Source organism: Nocardia sp. NPDC057227 (genome assembly GCF_042669725.1).
In the GTDB taxonomy this organism is placed as follows: domain Bacteria; phylum Actinomycetota; class Actinomycetes; order Mycobacteriales; family Mycobacteriaceae; genus Nocardia; species Nocardia asteroides_A.
This window is the reverse complement of sequence record NZ_JBHUXA010000027.1, coordinates 1-14,506: the sequence shown is the minus strand read 5'-3', so window position 1 is coordinate 14,506 and position 14,506 is coordinate 1. Positions and strand designations below refer to the sequence as shown.

Here is a 14,506-nt window from a genome sequence, read left to right as displayed (position 1 = left end):
GTGCCGGTCGGATGCCGGAGAACCGCTGCCACTGTAGGAACCAGGAGCCTCCGCTGTCGAGGCGACGCGAGATCGGATGGATGCGACCGTCGTGACCAACTCGGTTTTCGGCCCCATGGCCACCGGCCTGCCCGAGGGCGCCGACCTCGACGAGATCCGCGCGGACCTGGCGGGCGATCACGTCGCCGCGCCGAGCGGCAAGGACCAGCGGGAGCTGGCCGATCTGGTGGCCCGGGCGCGGGCCGACGGCATCGAGCTGAGCGTGGTGGTCGTGCCGGGGAATCCGTGGCACGACTCGCAGCTGCGCGATCTGGCGACCGAGGTCGGCAAGTTCGAGCACGGCACCGTCGCGGTCTTCAGCGACGACTGGATCGGCACCGACAGCGACAGCATCAGCCGGGTCCGGCTGGAGTGGGCCGAGGACACCGCCAAGTACAAGGGCGGCGACACCGCCGAGGCGGTCGGGATCTTCGCCGATCGGCTGGAGCGGCCCGATGGCATCTCCTGGTCGGTGCTGACCGGTGTGCTCATCGCGATCACCGTGCTGCTGGTCGGCGGGCTGGCCTGGCTCAAGGCGCGCAGGCGGGCTACGGAGCATGCCGGACCGCACTGATCCGTTCGGGTCCGACACGCCGCCACCGCTTCCGGTGGCGGCTTTTTCCGGCCCTCGGTCGCTGCGCCAGCTAACTTTCAGAACGACCGGTTCGTTTTAGGCGGAACTTCTCGACACCCATCCGGCAAATTGGTAGCAACGACCGAATTACGCGGGTGTAGTTCGCTCGCGAAAGTACCGCCGGTTAATCCTGTGACGTACGGTTCAACGTGATGCGCCTGGGGAAATAGAGGGAGAAGGGCTTCAAAGCAACCCTCGTTCCCGGCGGGTCTGCTGTTGCTTCTGAGTAGTGGTGTCCCGCTGGAGGTGCCGATGCGTAACAGTGGCAAATCGAAGAATGGCCGTCCCCTACGTGTCGCTGCGGGATTGCTGGTCGCCGCGGTGTTGCTGGTCGGCACCGGCCAGGCGTTCGCGGTGCCGCCCCCGCCACCGAACCCGAGCGATCAGGACATCGCGCGGGCCGGGTCGCAGGTGGACTCCGGCGTCACCGAGGTGAGCGGCCTGGTCAACGACGTCGCCGTCGCCGACCAGCAGCTCCAGGTGCTCGACGACGCCGTCGCCCGCACCCGCGAGGAGGTCAACAAGGCGCTGGTCGACCTGCAGAACGCCAGGGACGTCGCGGATACCGCCGCCGCGCACGTGACCGACACCGTGCAGTCGCTCTCCGCCGCCGGCGACCAGGTGGTCAGGGCGCGTTCCGACTTCGACGACTTCGCCACCGAGGCCTACACCCGCCCCGGCGCGACCACGATGGTCAGCTACCTCTCCGCCGCCACCCCGGACGCCGCGCTGGACCGGGCCCAGGTGCTCGACCTGGTCTCCAAGCGGCAGCAGTCGGTGCTGGACGGGCTGCGCCGCGCGCAGCTCGACCAGGGCAACCGCAACTCCGAGGCGCGGCAGGCGAAGTCGGTCGCCGACGCGGCGGCCGCCGACGCCGAGGTCAAGAAGGACGCGGCGCAGGACGCGGTGGCCGCGGCCGGCGCCGAGCTGGACCGGCAGACCGTGCAGCGCAACGTCCTCCAGCAGGCGCGGGACGCCGCCCAGGGCAGGCTCGACAGCGCCCGCTCCACCGTCTCCGGCCTGCAGGACCAGCGCGCCGTCTGGATCGACTGGGATCGGCAGCGCAAGGCCGAGGAGGCGGCGATCAGAGCCGCCGCGGCCGCTGCCGCCGCCCGCGCCGCCGTCGACCAGGCCGCGCGCGACCGCGCCGCCACGCTGAACCAGGGCAGCAGGCCGCACACCCAGCTGGAGGCGACGCCGTCCGCGCCGAGCAAGCCGAAGAAGCCGAAGCCGTCCTCGCCGTCGGTGCACGGCTCCGGCGCCGTCGAGACCGTGGTCGACCGGGCCATGTCCCAGCTCGGCGTCACCTACGCCTGGGGCGGCGGCGACGAGGACGGCCCCACCCTCGGGATCAAGGACGGCGGCGTCGCCGACGAGCACGGCGACTACAAGAAGGTCGGCTTCGACTGCTCCGGGCTGATGCTCTACGCCTTCGCCGGTATCGGGGTGGCGCTGCCGCACTACAGTGGCTACCAATACAACGCGGGTACCCGCGTCCCGGTCGAGCAGCGGCGCCGCGGCGACATGCTCTTCTGGGGTTCGGGCGGGAGTCAGCACGTCGCGCTCTACCTCGGCGACGGCACCATGATCGAAGCACCGCAGTCCGGTGACGTCGTCAAGGTGTCGCCGGTCCGCACGGGCGGGATCATGCCGTACGCGGTGCGCATCGTCACCGGCTGACCGGGAGAAGTCGCACCGGTTGCGGCGGCGCGGCCCATTACCTGGAATAGTTGTGGCAGCACGCACAGGACCGAGGCGAAAGCGGGGATGTTGGTGACTTCGACGGATGGTGTGAGCGGGGCAGGACTAGCGAAGGAACCGCCCGCACCCGGAAGCACCCTCGAGCGCGACGTGCAGCTCCTCGAGAAGGCGATCTACGAGGTCAAGCGGGTCATCGTGGGTCAGGACCGGCTCGTCGAGCGGCTGCTCGTCGGCGTGCTCGCGCGCGGCCACGTGCTGCTGGAGGGCGTGCCGGGCATCGCCAAGACGCTCGCCGTCGAGACCTTCGCCACCGTGGTCGGCGGCTCCTTCTCCCGGGTGCAGTTCACCCCGGACCTGGTGCCCACCGACCTCGTCGGCACCAGGATCTACCGCCAGGGCCGCGAGGAGTTCGACACCGAGCTCGGCCCGGTGGTCGCGAACTTCGTGCTCGCCGACGAGATCAACCGCGCGCCCGCCAAGGTGCAGTCGGCGCTGCTCGAGGTGATGGCCGAGCGGCACGTCTCGATCGGCGGCAAGACCTACCCGATGCCCGATCCGTTCCTGGTCATGGCGACCCAGAACCCGATCGAGAGCGAGGGCGTCTACCCGCTGCCCGAGGCGCAGCGCGACCGCTTCCTCTTCAAGGTCGTGGTGGATTACCCCACGGTCGAGGAGGAGCGCGAGATCATCTACCGGATGGGCGTCACCCCGCCCACCGCCTCCCGGATCCTCGATCCCGTCGAGCTGATTCGGCTGCAGAAGGTCGCCGCGAGCACCTTCGTGCACCACGCGCTGGTCGACTACGTGGTCCGGGTGATCGCCGCGACCCGCAAGCCGCTGGAGTTCGGCATGCAGGACGTCGCGAGCTGGATCGCCTACGGCGCCTCGCCACGCGCCAGCCTCGGCATCATCGCCGCCGCCCGCTCGGTGGCGCTGATCCGCGGCCGCGACTACGTGGTCCCGCAGGATGTCGTCGAGGTGATCCCGGACGTGCTGCGGCACCGGCTGGTGCTCTCCTACGACGCGCTCGCCGACGAGGTCTCGCCGGAGGACGTGATCCGCCGGGTGCTGCAGACCGTCGGGCTGCCGCAGGTCGCCCCGCAGGCGGTCGCGGGCAGCAACGGCGCGGGCGCCCCGCCCGCGCCCGCCCAGCAGCAGCCGTACCAGCAGCAGCAGGGCGTGCCGCCGCAGCCCGCGCCGCAGCAGCATCCGCAGGGCGCGCCGGTTCCGCAGGCCGCCGGCAACAACCAGTCGCAGTGACGGCAGCCTCCGAACCGGTTGCCCGCGTGCCGAACCCGAACCATGCCCCGCCCTCGTTCCGGGCCGGTGAACTCACCGACCCGAAGCTGACGGCGGCGCTGAAGACGCTCGAGCTCACCGTGCGGCGCCGGCTCGACGGCGTGCTGCACGGCGACCACCTCGGGCTCATCCCCGGCCCCGGCTCGGAGCCGGGGGAGGCGCGGATCTACCAGCCCGGCGACGACGTGCGCCAGATGGACTGGTCGGTCACCGCCCGCACCACCAACCCGCACGTCAGGCAGATGATCGCCGACCGCGAGCTGGAGACCTGGATCGTGGTCGACCTCTCGGCCAGCCTCGACTTCGGCACCGCGCTGTGCCAGAAGCGCGATCTCGCGATCGCCGCCGCGGCCGCCGTCACCCACCTGACCAGCGGCGGCGGCAACCGGATCGGCGCGGTCGTCGCGACCGGCGACCGGCTGGTGCGGATTCCGGCGCGCAGCGGGCGGGTACACGCGCAGTCGCTGCTGCGCGACATCGCCACCACTCCGCACGCCGCCGACGGCGTCCGCGGCGACCTGAAGGCTGGCATCGAATCGCTGCGCAGGCCGCAGCGCAAGCGCGGCCTCGCGGTGATCATCAGCGACTTCCTCGGCGATATCGACTGGCAGCGCTCGCTGCGCGCCATCTCGGCGCGGCACGACCTGCTCGCCGTCGAGGTGCTCGACCCGCGCGACCTGACCCTGCCCGATGTCGGCGACATCGTGCTGCACGACCCGGAGACCGGGCGCACCCGCGAGTTCAGCGTCACCAGCACCCTGCGGGCCGACTACGCGGCCGCCGCGGAGCAGCACCGCGCCCAGGTGGAGCAGGCGCTGCGCAGCTGCGGCGCGCCGGTGCTCCCGCTGCGTACCGACCGGGACTGGATCGCCGACGTGGTCCGGTTCGTGTCCACCCGGCGCCACAGCTTCGGCGCCCCGACCGGCGGGGTGCCTCGGCAGTGAGCATTTCCCACTTCAACGCACCGATCTGGCTCGGATTCCTCGCCGTCGTCGCGCTCATCGTGCTCGGCTACGTGCTGGTCCAGCGCGGCAGGCACAGGCAGATGCTGCGCTTCGGCAACATGGAGCTGCTGGAGAAGGTCGCGCCCGCGCGGCCGAGCCCGTTCCGGCACGCGCCGATCGCGCTCATGCTGGTCGGGCTGATCTTCCTGACCATCGCCGCGGCAGGCCCGACCAGCGTGCAGAAGGTGCCGCGGAATCGGGCCACCGTCATGCTGGTCATGGACGTCTCGCTCTCCATGGAGGCCACCGACGTGGCGCCGAACCGCCTGCAGGTGGCGCAGAAGGCCGGTAAGGACTTCGTCGACGGGCTGCCCGAGGGGCTGAACATCGGCTTCGTGAGCTTCGCGGGCACCGCATCGGTGATGGTCTCGCCGACGACGAACCACGAGGCGGTCAAGGCCTCGATCGACAACGTCAAGCTCGCCGAGCGCACCGCAACCGGCGAGGGCATCCTCACCGCGCTGCAGGCCATCGACACGCTCGCCTCGGTGCTCGGCGGGGCGCAGGAGCCGCCGCCCGCCCGGATCGTGCTGATGTCGGACGGCAAGCAGACCGTCCCCGACTTCAACGACCAGGACGATCCGAGGCACGAGTTCGTCGCGGCCCGGCTCGCCAAGACCAAGAACGTCCCCATCTCCACGATCTCCTTCGGCACCAAGTGGGGCGTCGTGCACATCCCCCGCCCCGAGGGCGGCACCGACGACGTCCGCGTCGAGGTGGACGACGACGCCATGCGCGAGATCGCCCGCCTCTCCGGCGGCGAGTTCTACACGGCCTCCTCGCTGCAGGAGCTGACCTCGGTCTACGACACCCTCGAGGAGCAGATCGGCTACGAGCTCACCAGGGGCGACGCCAGCCGCCCGTGGCTGCTGCTCGGCATGCTCCTCGTCGCCGCGGGCGTGCTCACCGGGCTGCTCCGCCGCCAGCGCCTGCCGTGATCCGCGGCCACCGGCCGAATCCGGTGTGCCGGTGCGGGTCGCCGTCGTTGTGGAGTCTCACACGGCGGCGCCCGTGCGCGGATGACGGTCCGACAAACCTGGTGGCCTCGTCGTGAACGCGGGATCCGAGCGGGTAGGTTGATCGGCATGTCGAACACCACATCCCGTTCGGTCCTGGTGACCGGAGGAAACCGCGGCATCGGCCTCGCGGTCGCCCAGCGTCTGCTCGCCGACGGCCACAAGGTTGCCGTGACGCATCGTGGGTCGGGGGTGCCCGACGGGCTGTTCGGGGTGAAGTGCGATGTCACCGACAGTGCGTCGGTGGATGCCGCGTTCACCGAGGTGGAGCAGCACCAGGGGCCGGTCGAGGTGCTGGTCGCCAATGCCGGTATCACCGACGACACGCTGCTCATGCGGATGGACGAGGAGCAGTTCACCCGGGTGCTCGACGCCAACCTGACCGGCGCCTTCCGGGTGGCCAAGCGGGCGAACCGCGCCATGCTGCGGGCGCGCTGGGGCCGGATGATCTTCCTCGGCTCGGTGGTCGGCCTCGGTGGCGGCCCCGGCCAGATCAACTACGCCGCCTCCAAGGCAGGCGTGGTCGGCATGGCCCGCTCGATCACCCGCGAGCTCGGCTCGCGCAGCATCACCGCGAACGTCGTCGCGCCCGGCTTCATCGAGACCGACATGACCGCCGAGCTCGGTGACGACCTGCGCGACACCGCGAAGAAGTTCATCCCGCTGCAGCGGCTCGGCAAGCCGGAGGACGTCGCCAACGTGGTGAGCTTCCTGGCGTCCGAGGACTCGGCCTACGTCTCCGGCGCGATCATCCCGGTCGACGGCGGCATGGGCATGGGTCACTGACCCGGCCCACCCCGACACCCTTCAACGAACCTCAGGAGAACCGAGAACCCATGGGCGGACTGCTCGAAGGCAAGACCATCCTGATCACCGGGATCATCACCGACGCGTCCATCGCGTTCCGCGCGGCGGCGATCGCGCAGGAGCAGGACGCCACGGTGCTGATCACCGGGATCCCGGAGCGGCTGCGGCTGATCGACCGGATCGCCAAGCGGCTGCCGAAGGAGGTCCCGCCCGCGATCGGCCTCGACATCACCAGCGAGGACGACCTGGACGCGCTCGCGGGCAAGGTGCGCGAGCTGGCCCCGCAGGGGCTCGACGGCGTGCTGCACTCCATCGCCTTCGCCCCGCGCACCCTGATGGGCCCCGGCTCCAAGCCGTTCCTGGAGGGCCCCGGCCCGGACGCGGCCAAGGCATTCGAGATCTCGGCCTGGAGCTACGCCGCGCTGGCCCGCTCGGTGCTGCCCGTCCTGAACGAGGGCGCCTCGCTGGTCGGCATGGACTTCGACCCGCGCACCGCCATGCCCTACTACAACTGGATGGGTGTGGCCAAGGCCGCGCTGGAGTCGGTGAACCGGTACGTGGCGCGCGAGGTCGGCGAGGCCAAGCGGGCCCGCTCCAACCTGGTCGCCGCAGGCCCGATCAAGACGCTGGCCGCCAAGGCCATCGCGGGCACCGCCACCGACGACGCGGCGAAGCTGAGCCAGCTCAACGAGTACTGGGACGGCGCCTCGCCGATCGGCTGGAACGTGGACGACCCGACCGCGGTGGGTAAGTCCATCGTGGCGCTGCTCTCCGACTGGCTCCCCGCCACCACCGGCTCCATCGTCTACGTCGACGGCGGCGCCAGCCACAACACCTGGTTCCCGGAGAGCTTCAACTGACCGATCCCGAGGAGGCTCCCGTGGCCGCACCGGCCGACGCACTCCTGCTGCTGTCGTTCGGCGGCCCGGAGCGCCCCGAGGACGTGATGCCGTTCCTGGAGAACGTGACCAGGGGCCGCAATGTCCCGCACGAGCGGCTGCTCGCGGTCGCCGAGCACTACCACCACTTCGGCGGGCGGTCGCCGATCAACGAGCTCAACCTGGCGATCATCGCCGCGGTGCAGGCGGAGATCGCGGCCGCCGGGCTGGAGCTGCCGGTGTATTTCGGCAACCGGAACTGGCACCCCATGGTCGAGGACACCGTGGCGCGGATGGCGGCCGACGGGGTCCGCTCGGCGCTGGTCTTCCCGACCTCGGCGTGGGGCGGGTACTCCGGCTGCCTGCAGTACCACGAGGACATCGCGCGCGCCCGCGGCGCGGTCGGCGACGCCGCGCCGCGGCTGGTCAAGTTGCGGCAGTACTTCGACCACCCGCTGCTGATCGCGGCGTTCGCGGACGCGATCCGCACCGCGCTGGCCGAGCTGCCCGCCGACCGGCGCGATCGGGCGCGGCTGGTGTTCACCGCGCACTCGGTGCCGGTCTCCGCGGACGGCACCGCGGGCCCGCCCGCGCTCGGCGGGCAGCTGTACTCGCGCCAGGTCGCGGAGGCGGCCCGGCTCTGCGCCGAGGCCGTCGGGTTCTCCGACTTCGACGTGGTGTGGCAGTCGCGCTCCGGCCCCCCGCAGATCCCGTGGCTGGAGCCGGACATCGTCGACCACCTGGATGCGCTGAGCGGCAAGGGAATCGACGCCGTCGTGGTCTGCCCGGTCGGCTTCGTCTCCGACCACCTCGAGGTCATCTGGGACCTGGACAACGAGGCCGAGGAGCGGGCCAGCGAACTCGGCATGGCCTTCGCCCGCGCAGGCACCCCCGGCGCCGACCCGCGCTTCGCGAAGCTCGTCCTCGAGCTGATCGCCGAGCACCTCGACGCCGCACCCGCGCGCAAACTCGGCGCGGTCCCCGGCTTCGGCTCCACCCCCGACGGCGCCCCCTGCGCCGTCGGCTGCTGCGCGCCCCCGCGCCGCCCCGCAAGCTCCTGACGGAAGCGGGGCGGCAGGCACAAGCCGTCGAAACAATGGGCTCCGCACCTGGTAATACCGTGCGCGAACAGGCGATATACAGGCGTCAATCGAACACGACACCAGGGGGAGACAGTGCGACTTCAGCGATTCGTACACACGGTTTTCATCATCTGCGCGGTCGCGGCGGTCGCCGCGTGCGAGGGCGGCGGGGCGAGTACGGCGCAGCCGGGAACGGCACAGTCCGGCTCGCCCGCGGGCTCGTCGGCGCCGCGCTCGAGCGTCGCCGCACCGGCATCGTCGACGTCGGTACCGGCCTCCGCCACCCCGGAGACACCGGCCACCGAACCCGCGTCGACCGCCGGGTCCGGCACGGTCGTGCTGCGCACCGCCACCGTCGGAGGTGCCGCGGTGCCGAACGTTCCGGTGCGGCTGGCCCGCTACGCACCGTGTGATCCCGCCTCGCGGGAGTTACCGGAGGGGATTCCGGAGGTCGAGCGCTGGACGGGCAGCACCGACGCCGACGGGCGGAGCACGTTCCCGGTGCCGGTGGGCTGCTACCACTTCGGCATGACTCCGCCGCCCGGCTCCGACCCCGTGCCGGAGGGCATGCACACGCTCTTCGTGACGACGGACGGCGAATCGGTCACCGGCTCGCTGCGTTTCCAGAACCCCGCGCCGACGTCGAATTGCGACCCGCAGAGCATCGCCGGGGACCTCGACCTCGCCGACTATCAGCGGAACGCGACCGCAACGGTGCGCGAATGCGACGGCACCTGGGCGGTCATCGCGTGGGACGTGCCCGGCGACAGCCAGCGCATCGTATGGCGCGCGGCCGCGAGCTGGACCACCTACGTGATCTTCCCGCACAACCGGTGCTGGACCCAGGCGAAGACCGACGGCGCGCCGGACATGCTGGAGCGCTACTTCACCGCGTGCTGAACGCCCTGAGGAAATGACTCAGGCCAGAGAGATCGAAATCTCTCTGGCCTGAACCGTGGTAGCGGGGACAGGATTTGAACCTGCGACCTCTGGGTTATGAGCCCAGCGAGCTACCGAGCTGCTCCACCCCGCGTTGCATTCATAACCTTACACACCGCCCGCCGAGATGCGAAATCGCCTCCGGTAGCTTCGGCCGGGTGATCACGAATGCCAGGCGGTGGAAGAGCGGCGAGCTGTCGCGGAAACGACTGCTCGAGCTGATCGCCTCGGTGCGGGACGAGGGCAAGCGCGCCCGCCTGGTCGAGGCCGTGGACGAAATCGAGGACTACGAGCGTGATTTCGTCGTGGTCGAGGGCGATCTGCACGTCAGCGGCGATCTGGACCCGGCTGCGGCGGGTGCGTATCTGCTCGTCGTCACCGATGACCTGACCGTCGACGGCTGCTACTCCGACAGCGACGACCCGGAGACCTTCCTGCTGGTCGGCGGCGATCTGCGGGCCCGCGACGTGGTGACCGCCGGCTGGCTGGAGATCACCGGCGACCTGCGCGCGAACCGCGTCATCGGCGATTACAACGACTGCGGCGCGGATATCGGGGGCTCCGTCCACTGCGCGCTCTTCTACGGCGAGGAACACCACTTCACCATCGGCGGCGAGCTGGCCGCCGAGGTCGTGGTCGGCAGGCCGCGGCTCGCGATCGGCAACGCACCCGAGTATCTCGAACTGGACGACTCCCGCCTGCTCGAGCACCTGGATCGTTCCGTCCTGCGGGTGCTGGACGACGAGGCCGATGACGGCACCCCGCTTCTCCTGGTCGACGGCATCGGCGACTTCCGCGCGCTGAAGCAGCGGGTCGGAGCCGGCCTGCCGATCGGGCCGGAGCGGCCGCGCTGACGGTGCGTGGCGGCGCGGGTGCGGCAGGATGCTGCTGTGCTGCAGGAAATCCTGAACGGCGCGGGTATCGCCGTCTTCGCCGCCTCCGGCGCCCTGGTCGGGGTGCGCAAGGACCTCGATCTGTGGGGCATCGTCACGGTCGGCGTGCTGACCGGGGTTGGCGGCGGCATCCTGCGCGACGTGCTGCTCGGCCGGGTGCCGCCGGCGGCGGTGCAGGACTGGGTGCCGATCGGCATCGCCTCGGTCGCGGCGCTTGCCGTCTTCTTCTTCCACCCCGCGTTCACCGCGCTGCGCCGGACCGTCCTGGTCCTGGACGCCGTCGGGATGGGGCTGTTCGCGGCGACCGGTGCGGCTATCGCGCTCGACCTGCACAGCAGCCCGTCGGCGGCCACGCTGGTCGGGCTGCTCACGGCGGTGGGCGGCGGCATCCTGCGGGACGTGCTGGTCCGCGAGATCCCGCTGCTGCTGCAGCCCGCGGATCTCTACGCCGTCCCCGCGTTGCTCGGCGCGGCGATCGTGGCGCTCGGCGGCACCTACACCGATGTCGCGCAGGCGGTATGGCTGGTCGCCGGCGCGGTGGCGGCGACCGGGCTGCGGTTGCTCGGCCTGCTCTTCGGCTGGCGGCTGCCGACCGCACCCCGGCCCCGGCTCCCCGGCTGAGCGGCTCCCCAGCGGCGCGGTTCCCGGCCGAGCGGCTCCGGGTGCGCGGGGCCGTCAGGCCGGGCGATCCGCGGCGGCGTGCACGGCGACCAGCCTGGCGGCGCGGATGGCGTCCCAGAGCGGGCGCAGCAGCGTCTCCTGCGCGCCCATCGAGCCCGCCGAGGTCGGGCGCGAGGCCGGCTCCCGCTGCGCGACGGTGAGAATGGCGGCGACGTGGTCGGCGGTGTCCAGGATTCGCCTGGCGCGCAGCGGAACCGAGTCCGGGTAGTCGTGCCTGGAGTAGTCGGCGAGCTCGGCCTCGATCAGCTCGCGCGGGTCACCGGAGCCGCCGCCCATGGCGGTGGTGTGCAGCTGCTGCAGCGCGTCGGCGGCGTCCCGGACGGCCTCGCGCATGGCGTACTCGGCCTCGCCGAGCGACATGTCCTGGCCGTGCTCCGGGCGCACCGGCGCGCTGTAGACGGTCCACTGCAGGGTGCCCTCGTCGGTCCAGTGCGGGATCAGCCCGGTGCCGTCGCCGCCGGGCACCCCGATCAGCAGCCCCTCCTCGGCCTCCAGCGCGTCCGCGGCGAAGGCGGTGCCGGGCGGGAGGCCGCGCAGGTCGCCGGGGACCGGAAGGACCAGCCGCATGCGGGCGCCCGGCTCGGCCATCGCCTCGCGGATCACCTTGAGCAGCGCCATGATTCCGGCGCCTGCATTGCCGTGCGCGGACCAGGGCAGGTCGGTGCGGCCGCCGGTCACCGGGTCGCCCGCCGCGATGGTGTGCGTCGGCGACCAGGCCTGCAGCGCCTCGAGGACGTCGTCGGGCGCGCTGCAGCCGGCCAGCCAGGAGCCGGCCCAGACCGTCAGCGTGGCACTGGGGGAGCACATGACATTCGAGCATAGAGGCTGTCCGCGAGCGGCGGGCGACGTCGACGGCGGCACCACCGCAACCGGATCGCCCCGGGGTCACTCCGGTTCGGTGACGAAGTCGATCAGCCGCTCCACCGCGCCGATCAGCGGCGATTCCAGGTCGCGGAAGCTGTCGACCCCGGCCTGCACGCGCCGCCAGCCGTCCTGTGGCGAACCCCACCGCAACCGGGTGCAGATGCCGGTCTTCCAGTCCTCGCCGCGCGGCACCGGCGGCCACTCCGGGATGCCGAGCGCGGAAGGCTTCACCGCCTGCCACACATCGACGTAGGGATGCCCGGTGACCAGCACGTACGGCCCGAGCCCCTGGGTCAGCCGGTCCTCCTTGGTTCCGGTGATCAGGTGGTCGACCAGCACCCCGACCCGGCGGCCGGGGCCGGGGGAGAACTCGGCGAGCCGGGCGGCCAGGTTGTCCAGCCCCTCCAGGTGCTCGACCACAACGCCCTCGACCCGGAGGTCGTGCCCCCAGACCCGCTCCACCAGCGCCGCGTCGTGCACGCCCTCGACCCAGATCCGGCTGCCGCGCGCGACCCGGGCGCGCAGCCCGTCCACCCGGGTGGAGCCGGAGGCCGAGCGGGTCGCCGCGGCGGGCGGCGCCGCGGCGGGGCGGACCAGGGTGACCGGCTCGCCGTCGAGCAGGAACGCCGCCGCGCGCAGCGCGAACAGCCGGACCGCGCCGCGCCGGTCCTCCAGCTTCACGAACTCGCCGTCGTAGCTGCGGTCGAATCCGACCACGGCACCGCAGAATCCGCTCGCCGCGTCCTCCACCACCAGATCGCGCTCCGCGGTGACCTCGGGCACCGCCCGCCGCTTCGCCCCGGAGTGCCCGGAGAAGATGTCGCCGCCGTAGTTGTCGCGCCCACTCACGGCTCCCGAAACTACCCCGCGGTGGGTCCGTTCCGGTCGCGCCGCGCGCTACCGCCCGGAACGCCGGTCCCGGCGGCTAGAGTTGGGGCGTGGCCGCAATCGTCTGGCTGGTCGCGGGAATCCTGCTCGCGGCGGCGGAGATCTTCACCGGGGAGCTGACCCTGCTCACGCTGGGGCTGGCCGCGCTCGGCACCGCGGGGGTGAGCGCGACGCTGGACACCTCGCTGGTGGCCGACGCGCTGGTCTTCGCCGCGATCACGCTGGTGCTCTTCGCCGGCGTGCGCCCGGTGCTGCGCCGCAAGTTCGGCACGCCGCCGCCGCACGCCACCAATGTCGACGCGCTGCCGGGCAAGACCGCGCTGGTGCTGCAGCGGGTGGCCGAGCACGCCGGTCGGGTCAAGATCGACGGCGAGGTGTGGACCGCGCGCCCGCTGAATCCGGACGAAACCTACGAAGAGGGTTCGAGCGTGTACGTGATGAAGATCGACGGCGCGACCGCCGTCGTCTGGAAGGGGCCGTAATGGCTGTACTGATCGTCGCCGCCGTCCTCGTCCTGCTGGTCGTCGTGGTGGTGTTCAAGTCGATCGCGCTGGTGCCGCAGGCCGAGGCCGCGGTCATCGAGCGGCTCGGCCGCTACTCGCGCACCGTCTCCGGGCAGCTGACCTTCCTGGTCCCGTTCGCGGACCGGGTGCGCGCCAAGGTCGACCTGCGCGAGCGGGTGGTCTCCTTCCCGCCGCAGCCGGTGATCACCCAGGACAACCTGACGCTGCAGATCGACTCGGTGGTCTACTTCCAGGTCACCAGCCCGCAGGCGGCGGTCTACGAGATCAGCAACTACATCGCCGCGGTCGAGCAGCTCACCGTCACCACGCTGCGCAACGTGGTCGGCGGGATGACCCTGGAGGAGACGCTGACCTCCCGCGACGAGATCAACAACCAGCTGCGCGGGGTGCTCGACGAGGCCACCGGCCGCTGGGGGCTCCGGGTCGCCAGGGTCGAGCTCAAGGCCATCGACCCGCCGCCGTCGATCCAGGAGTCGATGGAGAAGCAGATGAAGGCGGACCGCGAGAAGCGGGCCATGATCCTGACCGCGGAGGGCACGCGGGAATCGCAGATCAAGACCGCCGAGGGCGCCAAGCAGGCGCAGATCCTGGCCGCCGAGGGCGGCAAGCAGTCCAACATCCTCTCCGCCGAGGGCGAGCGGCAGAGCCGCATCCTGCGCGCCCAGGGCGAGCGCGCCGCCGCCTACCTGCAGGCGCAGGGCCAGGCGAAGGCGATCGAGAAGGTGTTCGCCGCGATCAAGTCGGGCAAGCCGACCCCGGAGCTGCTCGCCTACCAGTACATGCAGACGCTGCCGCTGGTCGCCAAGGGCGACGCGAACAAGGTGTGGCTGGTGCCGAGTGATTTCGGCAAGGCGCTGGAGGGCTTCGCGAAGAGCTTCGGCAGCCAGGGCGACGACGGCGTCTTCCGCTACGAGCCGCCCACCGCCGACGTCGAGCAGAGCCGCCCGGAGGACGGCGACGACGAGGTGGCCGACTGGTTCGACACCGCGCCCGACCCGGCCATCGCGCAGGCGGTGCGCGCCGCGGAGGAGACCGCACGCACCCCGGTCGACACCGGTCCGGCCGGGGTGCCCCGGCGCGACCCCGCGCCGCACCGGCCGGTGCTCTCGCCCGCGCAGCAGCAACAGCAGGAGCCGCCCGCCGAGGAGCAGCCGCGCCCCGCGCCGAGGGCCGACGACCCGCACGGCAAGCCGTGGCAGCCGCCGGGCACCTTCCAGTAGCAGCTCCGGAGCGGGGCGAGACCGATCGGTCTCGCCC

The 14,506-nt window shown here is 71.8% G+C and carries 16 protein-coding genes and 1 tRNA gene; 13 read left to right on the top strand and 4 right to left on the bottom strand.

The annotated features are described in order from the left end of the window. Positions 1–91 precede the first annotated feature (91 nt). The 8 genes from ACFUJ1_RS28465 (at position 92) to ACFUJ1_RS28430 (ending at position 8,439) form a co-directional block, all read left to right on the top strand. The gene (locus ACFUJ1_RS28465) at positions 92–613 is read left to right on the top strand and encodes a DUF6676 family protein (RefSeq protein ID WP_378650370.1); all 522 of its coding nucleotides are present in this window, start codon (positions 92–94) and stop codon (positions 611–613) included. Between the two features lie 312 nt (positions 614–925). Next, a complete protein-coding gene (locus tag ACFUJ1_RS28460) occupies positions 926–2,353 on the top strand; it encodes an NlpC/P60 family protein (RefSeq protein ID WP_378650368.1) in 1,428 nt (475 codons plus the stop codon). Between the two features lie 87 nt (positions 2,354–2,440). Continuing rightward, positions 2,441–3,634 carry an AAA family ATPase gene (locus ACFUJ1_RS28455; protein ID WP_378650366.1) on the top strand — a complete coding sequence of 398 codons (1,194 nt, stop codon included), beginning with the start codon at positions 2,441–2,443 and terminating at the stop codon, positions 3,632–3,634. Positions 3,635–3,660: 26 nt separating this feature from the next. After that, positions 3,661–4,617, top strand: coding sequence for a DUF58 domain-containing protein (locus ACFUJ1_RS28450; protein ID WP_378650364.1), 957 nt, complete (start codon positions 3,661–3,663; stop codon positions 4,615–4,617). Further along, positions 4,614–5,615: a VWA domain-containing protein gene (locus ACFUJ1_RS28445; RefSeq protein ID WP_378650362.1), complete on the top strand. Its 1,002-nt coding sequence runs from the start codon at positions 4,614–4,616 to the stop codon at positions 5,613–5,615. The genes ACFUJ1_RS28450 and ACFUJ1_RS28445 overlap by 4 nt, the downstream gene beginning before the upstream one ends. A 147-nt stretch (positions 5,616–5,762) precedes the next feature. Continuing rightward, the gene (gene fabG1, locus ACFUJ1_RS28440) at positions 5,763–6,479 is read left to right on the top strand and encodes a 3-oxoacyl-ACP reductase FabG1 (protein WP_067649735.1); all 717 of its coding nucleotides are present in this window, start codon (positions 5,763–5,765) and stop codon (positions 6,477–6,479) included. A gap of 50 nt (positions 6,480–6,529) precedes the next feature. Continuing rightward, positions 6,530–7,360, top strand: a complete 831-nt coding sequence (inhA, locus tag ACFUJ1_RS28435) for an NADH-dependent enoyl-ACP reductase InhA (RefSeq protein ID WP_378650360.1) — start codon at positions 6,530–6,532, stop codon at positions 7,358–7,360. A 20-nt stretch (positions 7,361–7,380) separates the two neighbouring features. After that, positions 7,381–8,439: a ferrochelatase gene (locus tag ACFUJ1_RS28430; protein WP_378650358.1), complete on the top strand. Its 1,059-nt coding sequence runs from the start codon at positions 7,381–7,383 to the stop codon at positions 8,437–8,439. A gap of 122 nt (positions 8,440–8,561) precedes the next feature. Here ACFUJ1_RS28430 and ACFUJ1_RS28425 read toward each other — a convergent pair whose 3' ends face one another. After that, on the bottom strand, positions 8,562–8,807 hold the full coding sequence (locus tag ACFUJ1_RS28425) for a hypothetical protein (RefSeq protein ID WP_378650356.1): 246 nt from the start codon (positions 8,805–8,807) through the stop codon (positions 8,562–8,564). A gap of 22 nt (positions 8,808–8,829) precedes the next feature. Here ACFUJ1_RS28425 and ACFUJ1_RS28420 point away from each other — a divergent pair, with 22 nt between their 5' ends. Then, complete coding sequence (locus tag ACFUJ1_RS28420) at positions 8,830–9,360, top strand: hypothetical protein (protein WP_378650354.1); 531 nt, start codon at positions 8,830–8,832, stop codon at positions 9,358–9,360. A gap of 56 nt (positions 9,361–9,416) precedes the next feature. Here the strand turns inward: ACFUJ1_RS28420 and ACFUJ1_RS28415 are convergent. Beyond that, positions 9,417–9,493, bottom strand: a tRNA-Met gene (locus ACFUJ1_RS28415). 64 nt (positions 9,494–9,557) lie between these two features. On the opposite strand from ACFUJ1_RS28415, the gene ACFUJ1_RS28410 reads away from it, so the two are divergent. Further along, positions 9,558–10,253 carry a hypothetical protein gene (locus tag ACFUJ1_RS28410; protein WP_378650352.1) on the top strand — a complete coding sequence of 232 codons (696 nt, stop codon included), beginning with the start codon at positions 9,558–9,560 and terminating at the stop codon, positions 10,251–10,253. A 36-nt stretch (positions 10,254–10,289) separates the two neighbouring features. Next, positions 10,290–10,913 (top strand): trimeric intracellular cation channel family protein, encoded by a 624-nt coding sequence (locus ACFUJ1_RS28405; protein WP_378650350.1) that lies wholly within the window; start codon positions 10,290–10,292, stop codon positions 10,911–10,913. 54 nt (positions 10,914–10,967) lie between these two features. On the opposite strand, the gene ACFUJ1_RS28400 is transcribed toward ACFUJ1_RS28405, so the two are convergent. Beyond that, positions 10,968–11,780 carry a hypothetical protein gene (locus ACFUJ1_RS28400; RefSeq protein ID WP_378650348.1) on the bottom strand — a complete coding sequence of 271 codons (813 nt, stop codon included), beginning with the start codon at positions 11,778–11,780 and terminating at the stop codon, positions 10,968–10,970. A gap of 78 nt (positions 11,781–11,858) precedes the next feature. After that, entirely contained in the window at positions 11,859–12,686 is an 828-nt protein-coding gene (locus ACFUJ1_RS28395) for a DUF3097 domain-containing protein (RefSeq protein WP_378650346.1), read from the bottom strand. 89 nt (positions 12,687–12,775) lie between these two features. Here ACFUJ1_RS28395 and ACFUJ1_RS28390 point away from each other — a divergent pair, with 89 nt between their 5' ends. Together ACFUJ1_RS28390 and ACFUJ1_RS28385 are read left to right on the top strand one after the other, a co-directional pair. Then, entirely contained in the window at positions 12,776–13,207 is a 432-nt protein-coding gene (locus tag ACFUJ1_RS28390; protein WP_378650344.1) for an NfeD family protein, read from the top strand. Continuing rightward, entirely contained in the window at positions 13,207–14,469 is a 1,263-nt protein-coding gene (locus tag ACFUJ1_RS28385) for an SPFH domain-containing protein (protein WP_378650342.1), read from the top strand. The genes ACFUJ1_RS28390 and ACFUJ1_RS28385 overlap by 1 nt, the downstream gene beginning before the upstream one ends. The last annotated feature ends 37 nt before the right edge of the window (positions 14,470–14,506 follow it).

Coding starts and splice junctions, on each gene's coding strand:
- ACFUJ1_RS28455 (WP_378650366.1), top strand. CDS start 2,441: ATGTTGGTGACTTCGACGGATGGTGTGAGCGGGGCAGGACTAGCGAAG.
- ACFUJ1_RS28460 (WP_378650368.1), top strand. CDS start 926: ATGCGTAACAGTGGCAAATCGAAGAATGGCCGTCCCCTACGTGTCGCT.
- ACFUJ1_RS28400 (WP_378650348.1), bottom strand. CDS start 11,780: ATGTGCTCCCCCAGTGCCACGCTGACGGTCTGGGCCGGCTCCTGGCTG.
- fabG1 (WP_067649735.1), top strand. CDS start 5,763: ATGTCGAACACCACATCCCGTTCGGTCCTGGTGACCGGAGGAAACCGC.
- inhA (WP_378650360.1), top strand. CDS start 6,530: ATGGGCGGACTGCTCGAAGGCAAGACCATCCTGATCACCGGGATCATC.
- ACFUJ1_RS28385 (WP_378650342.1), top strand. CDS start 13,207: ATGGCTGTACTGATCGTCGCCGCCGTCCTCGTCCTGCTGGTCGTCGTG.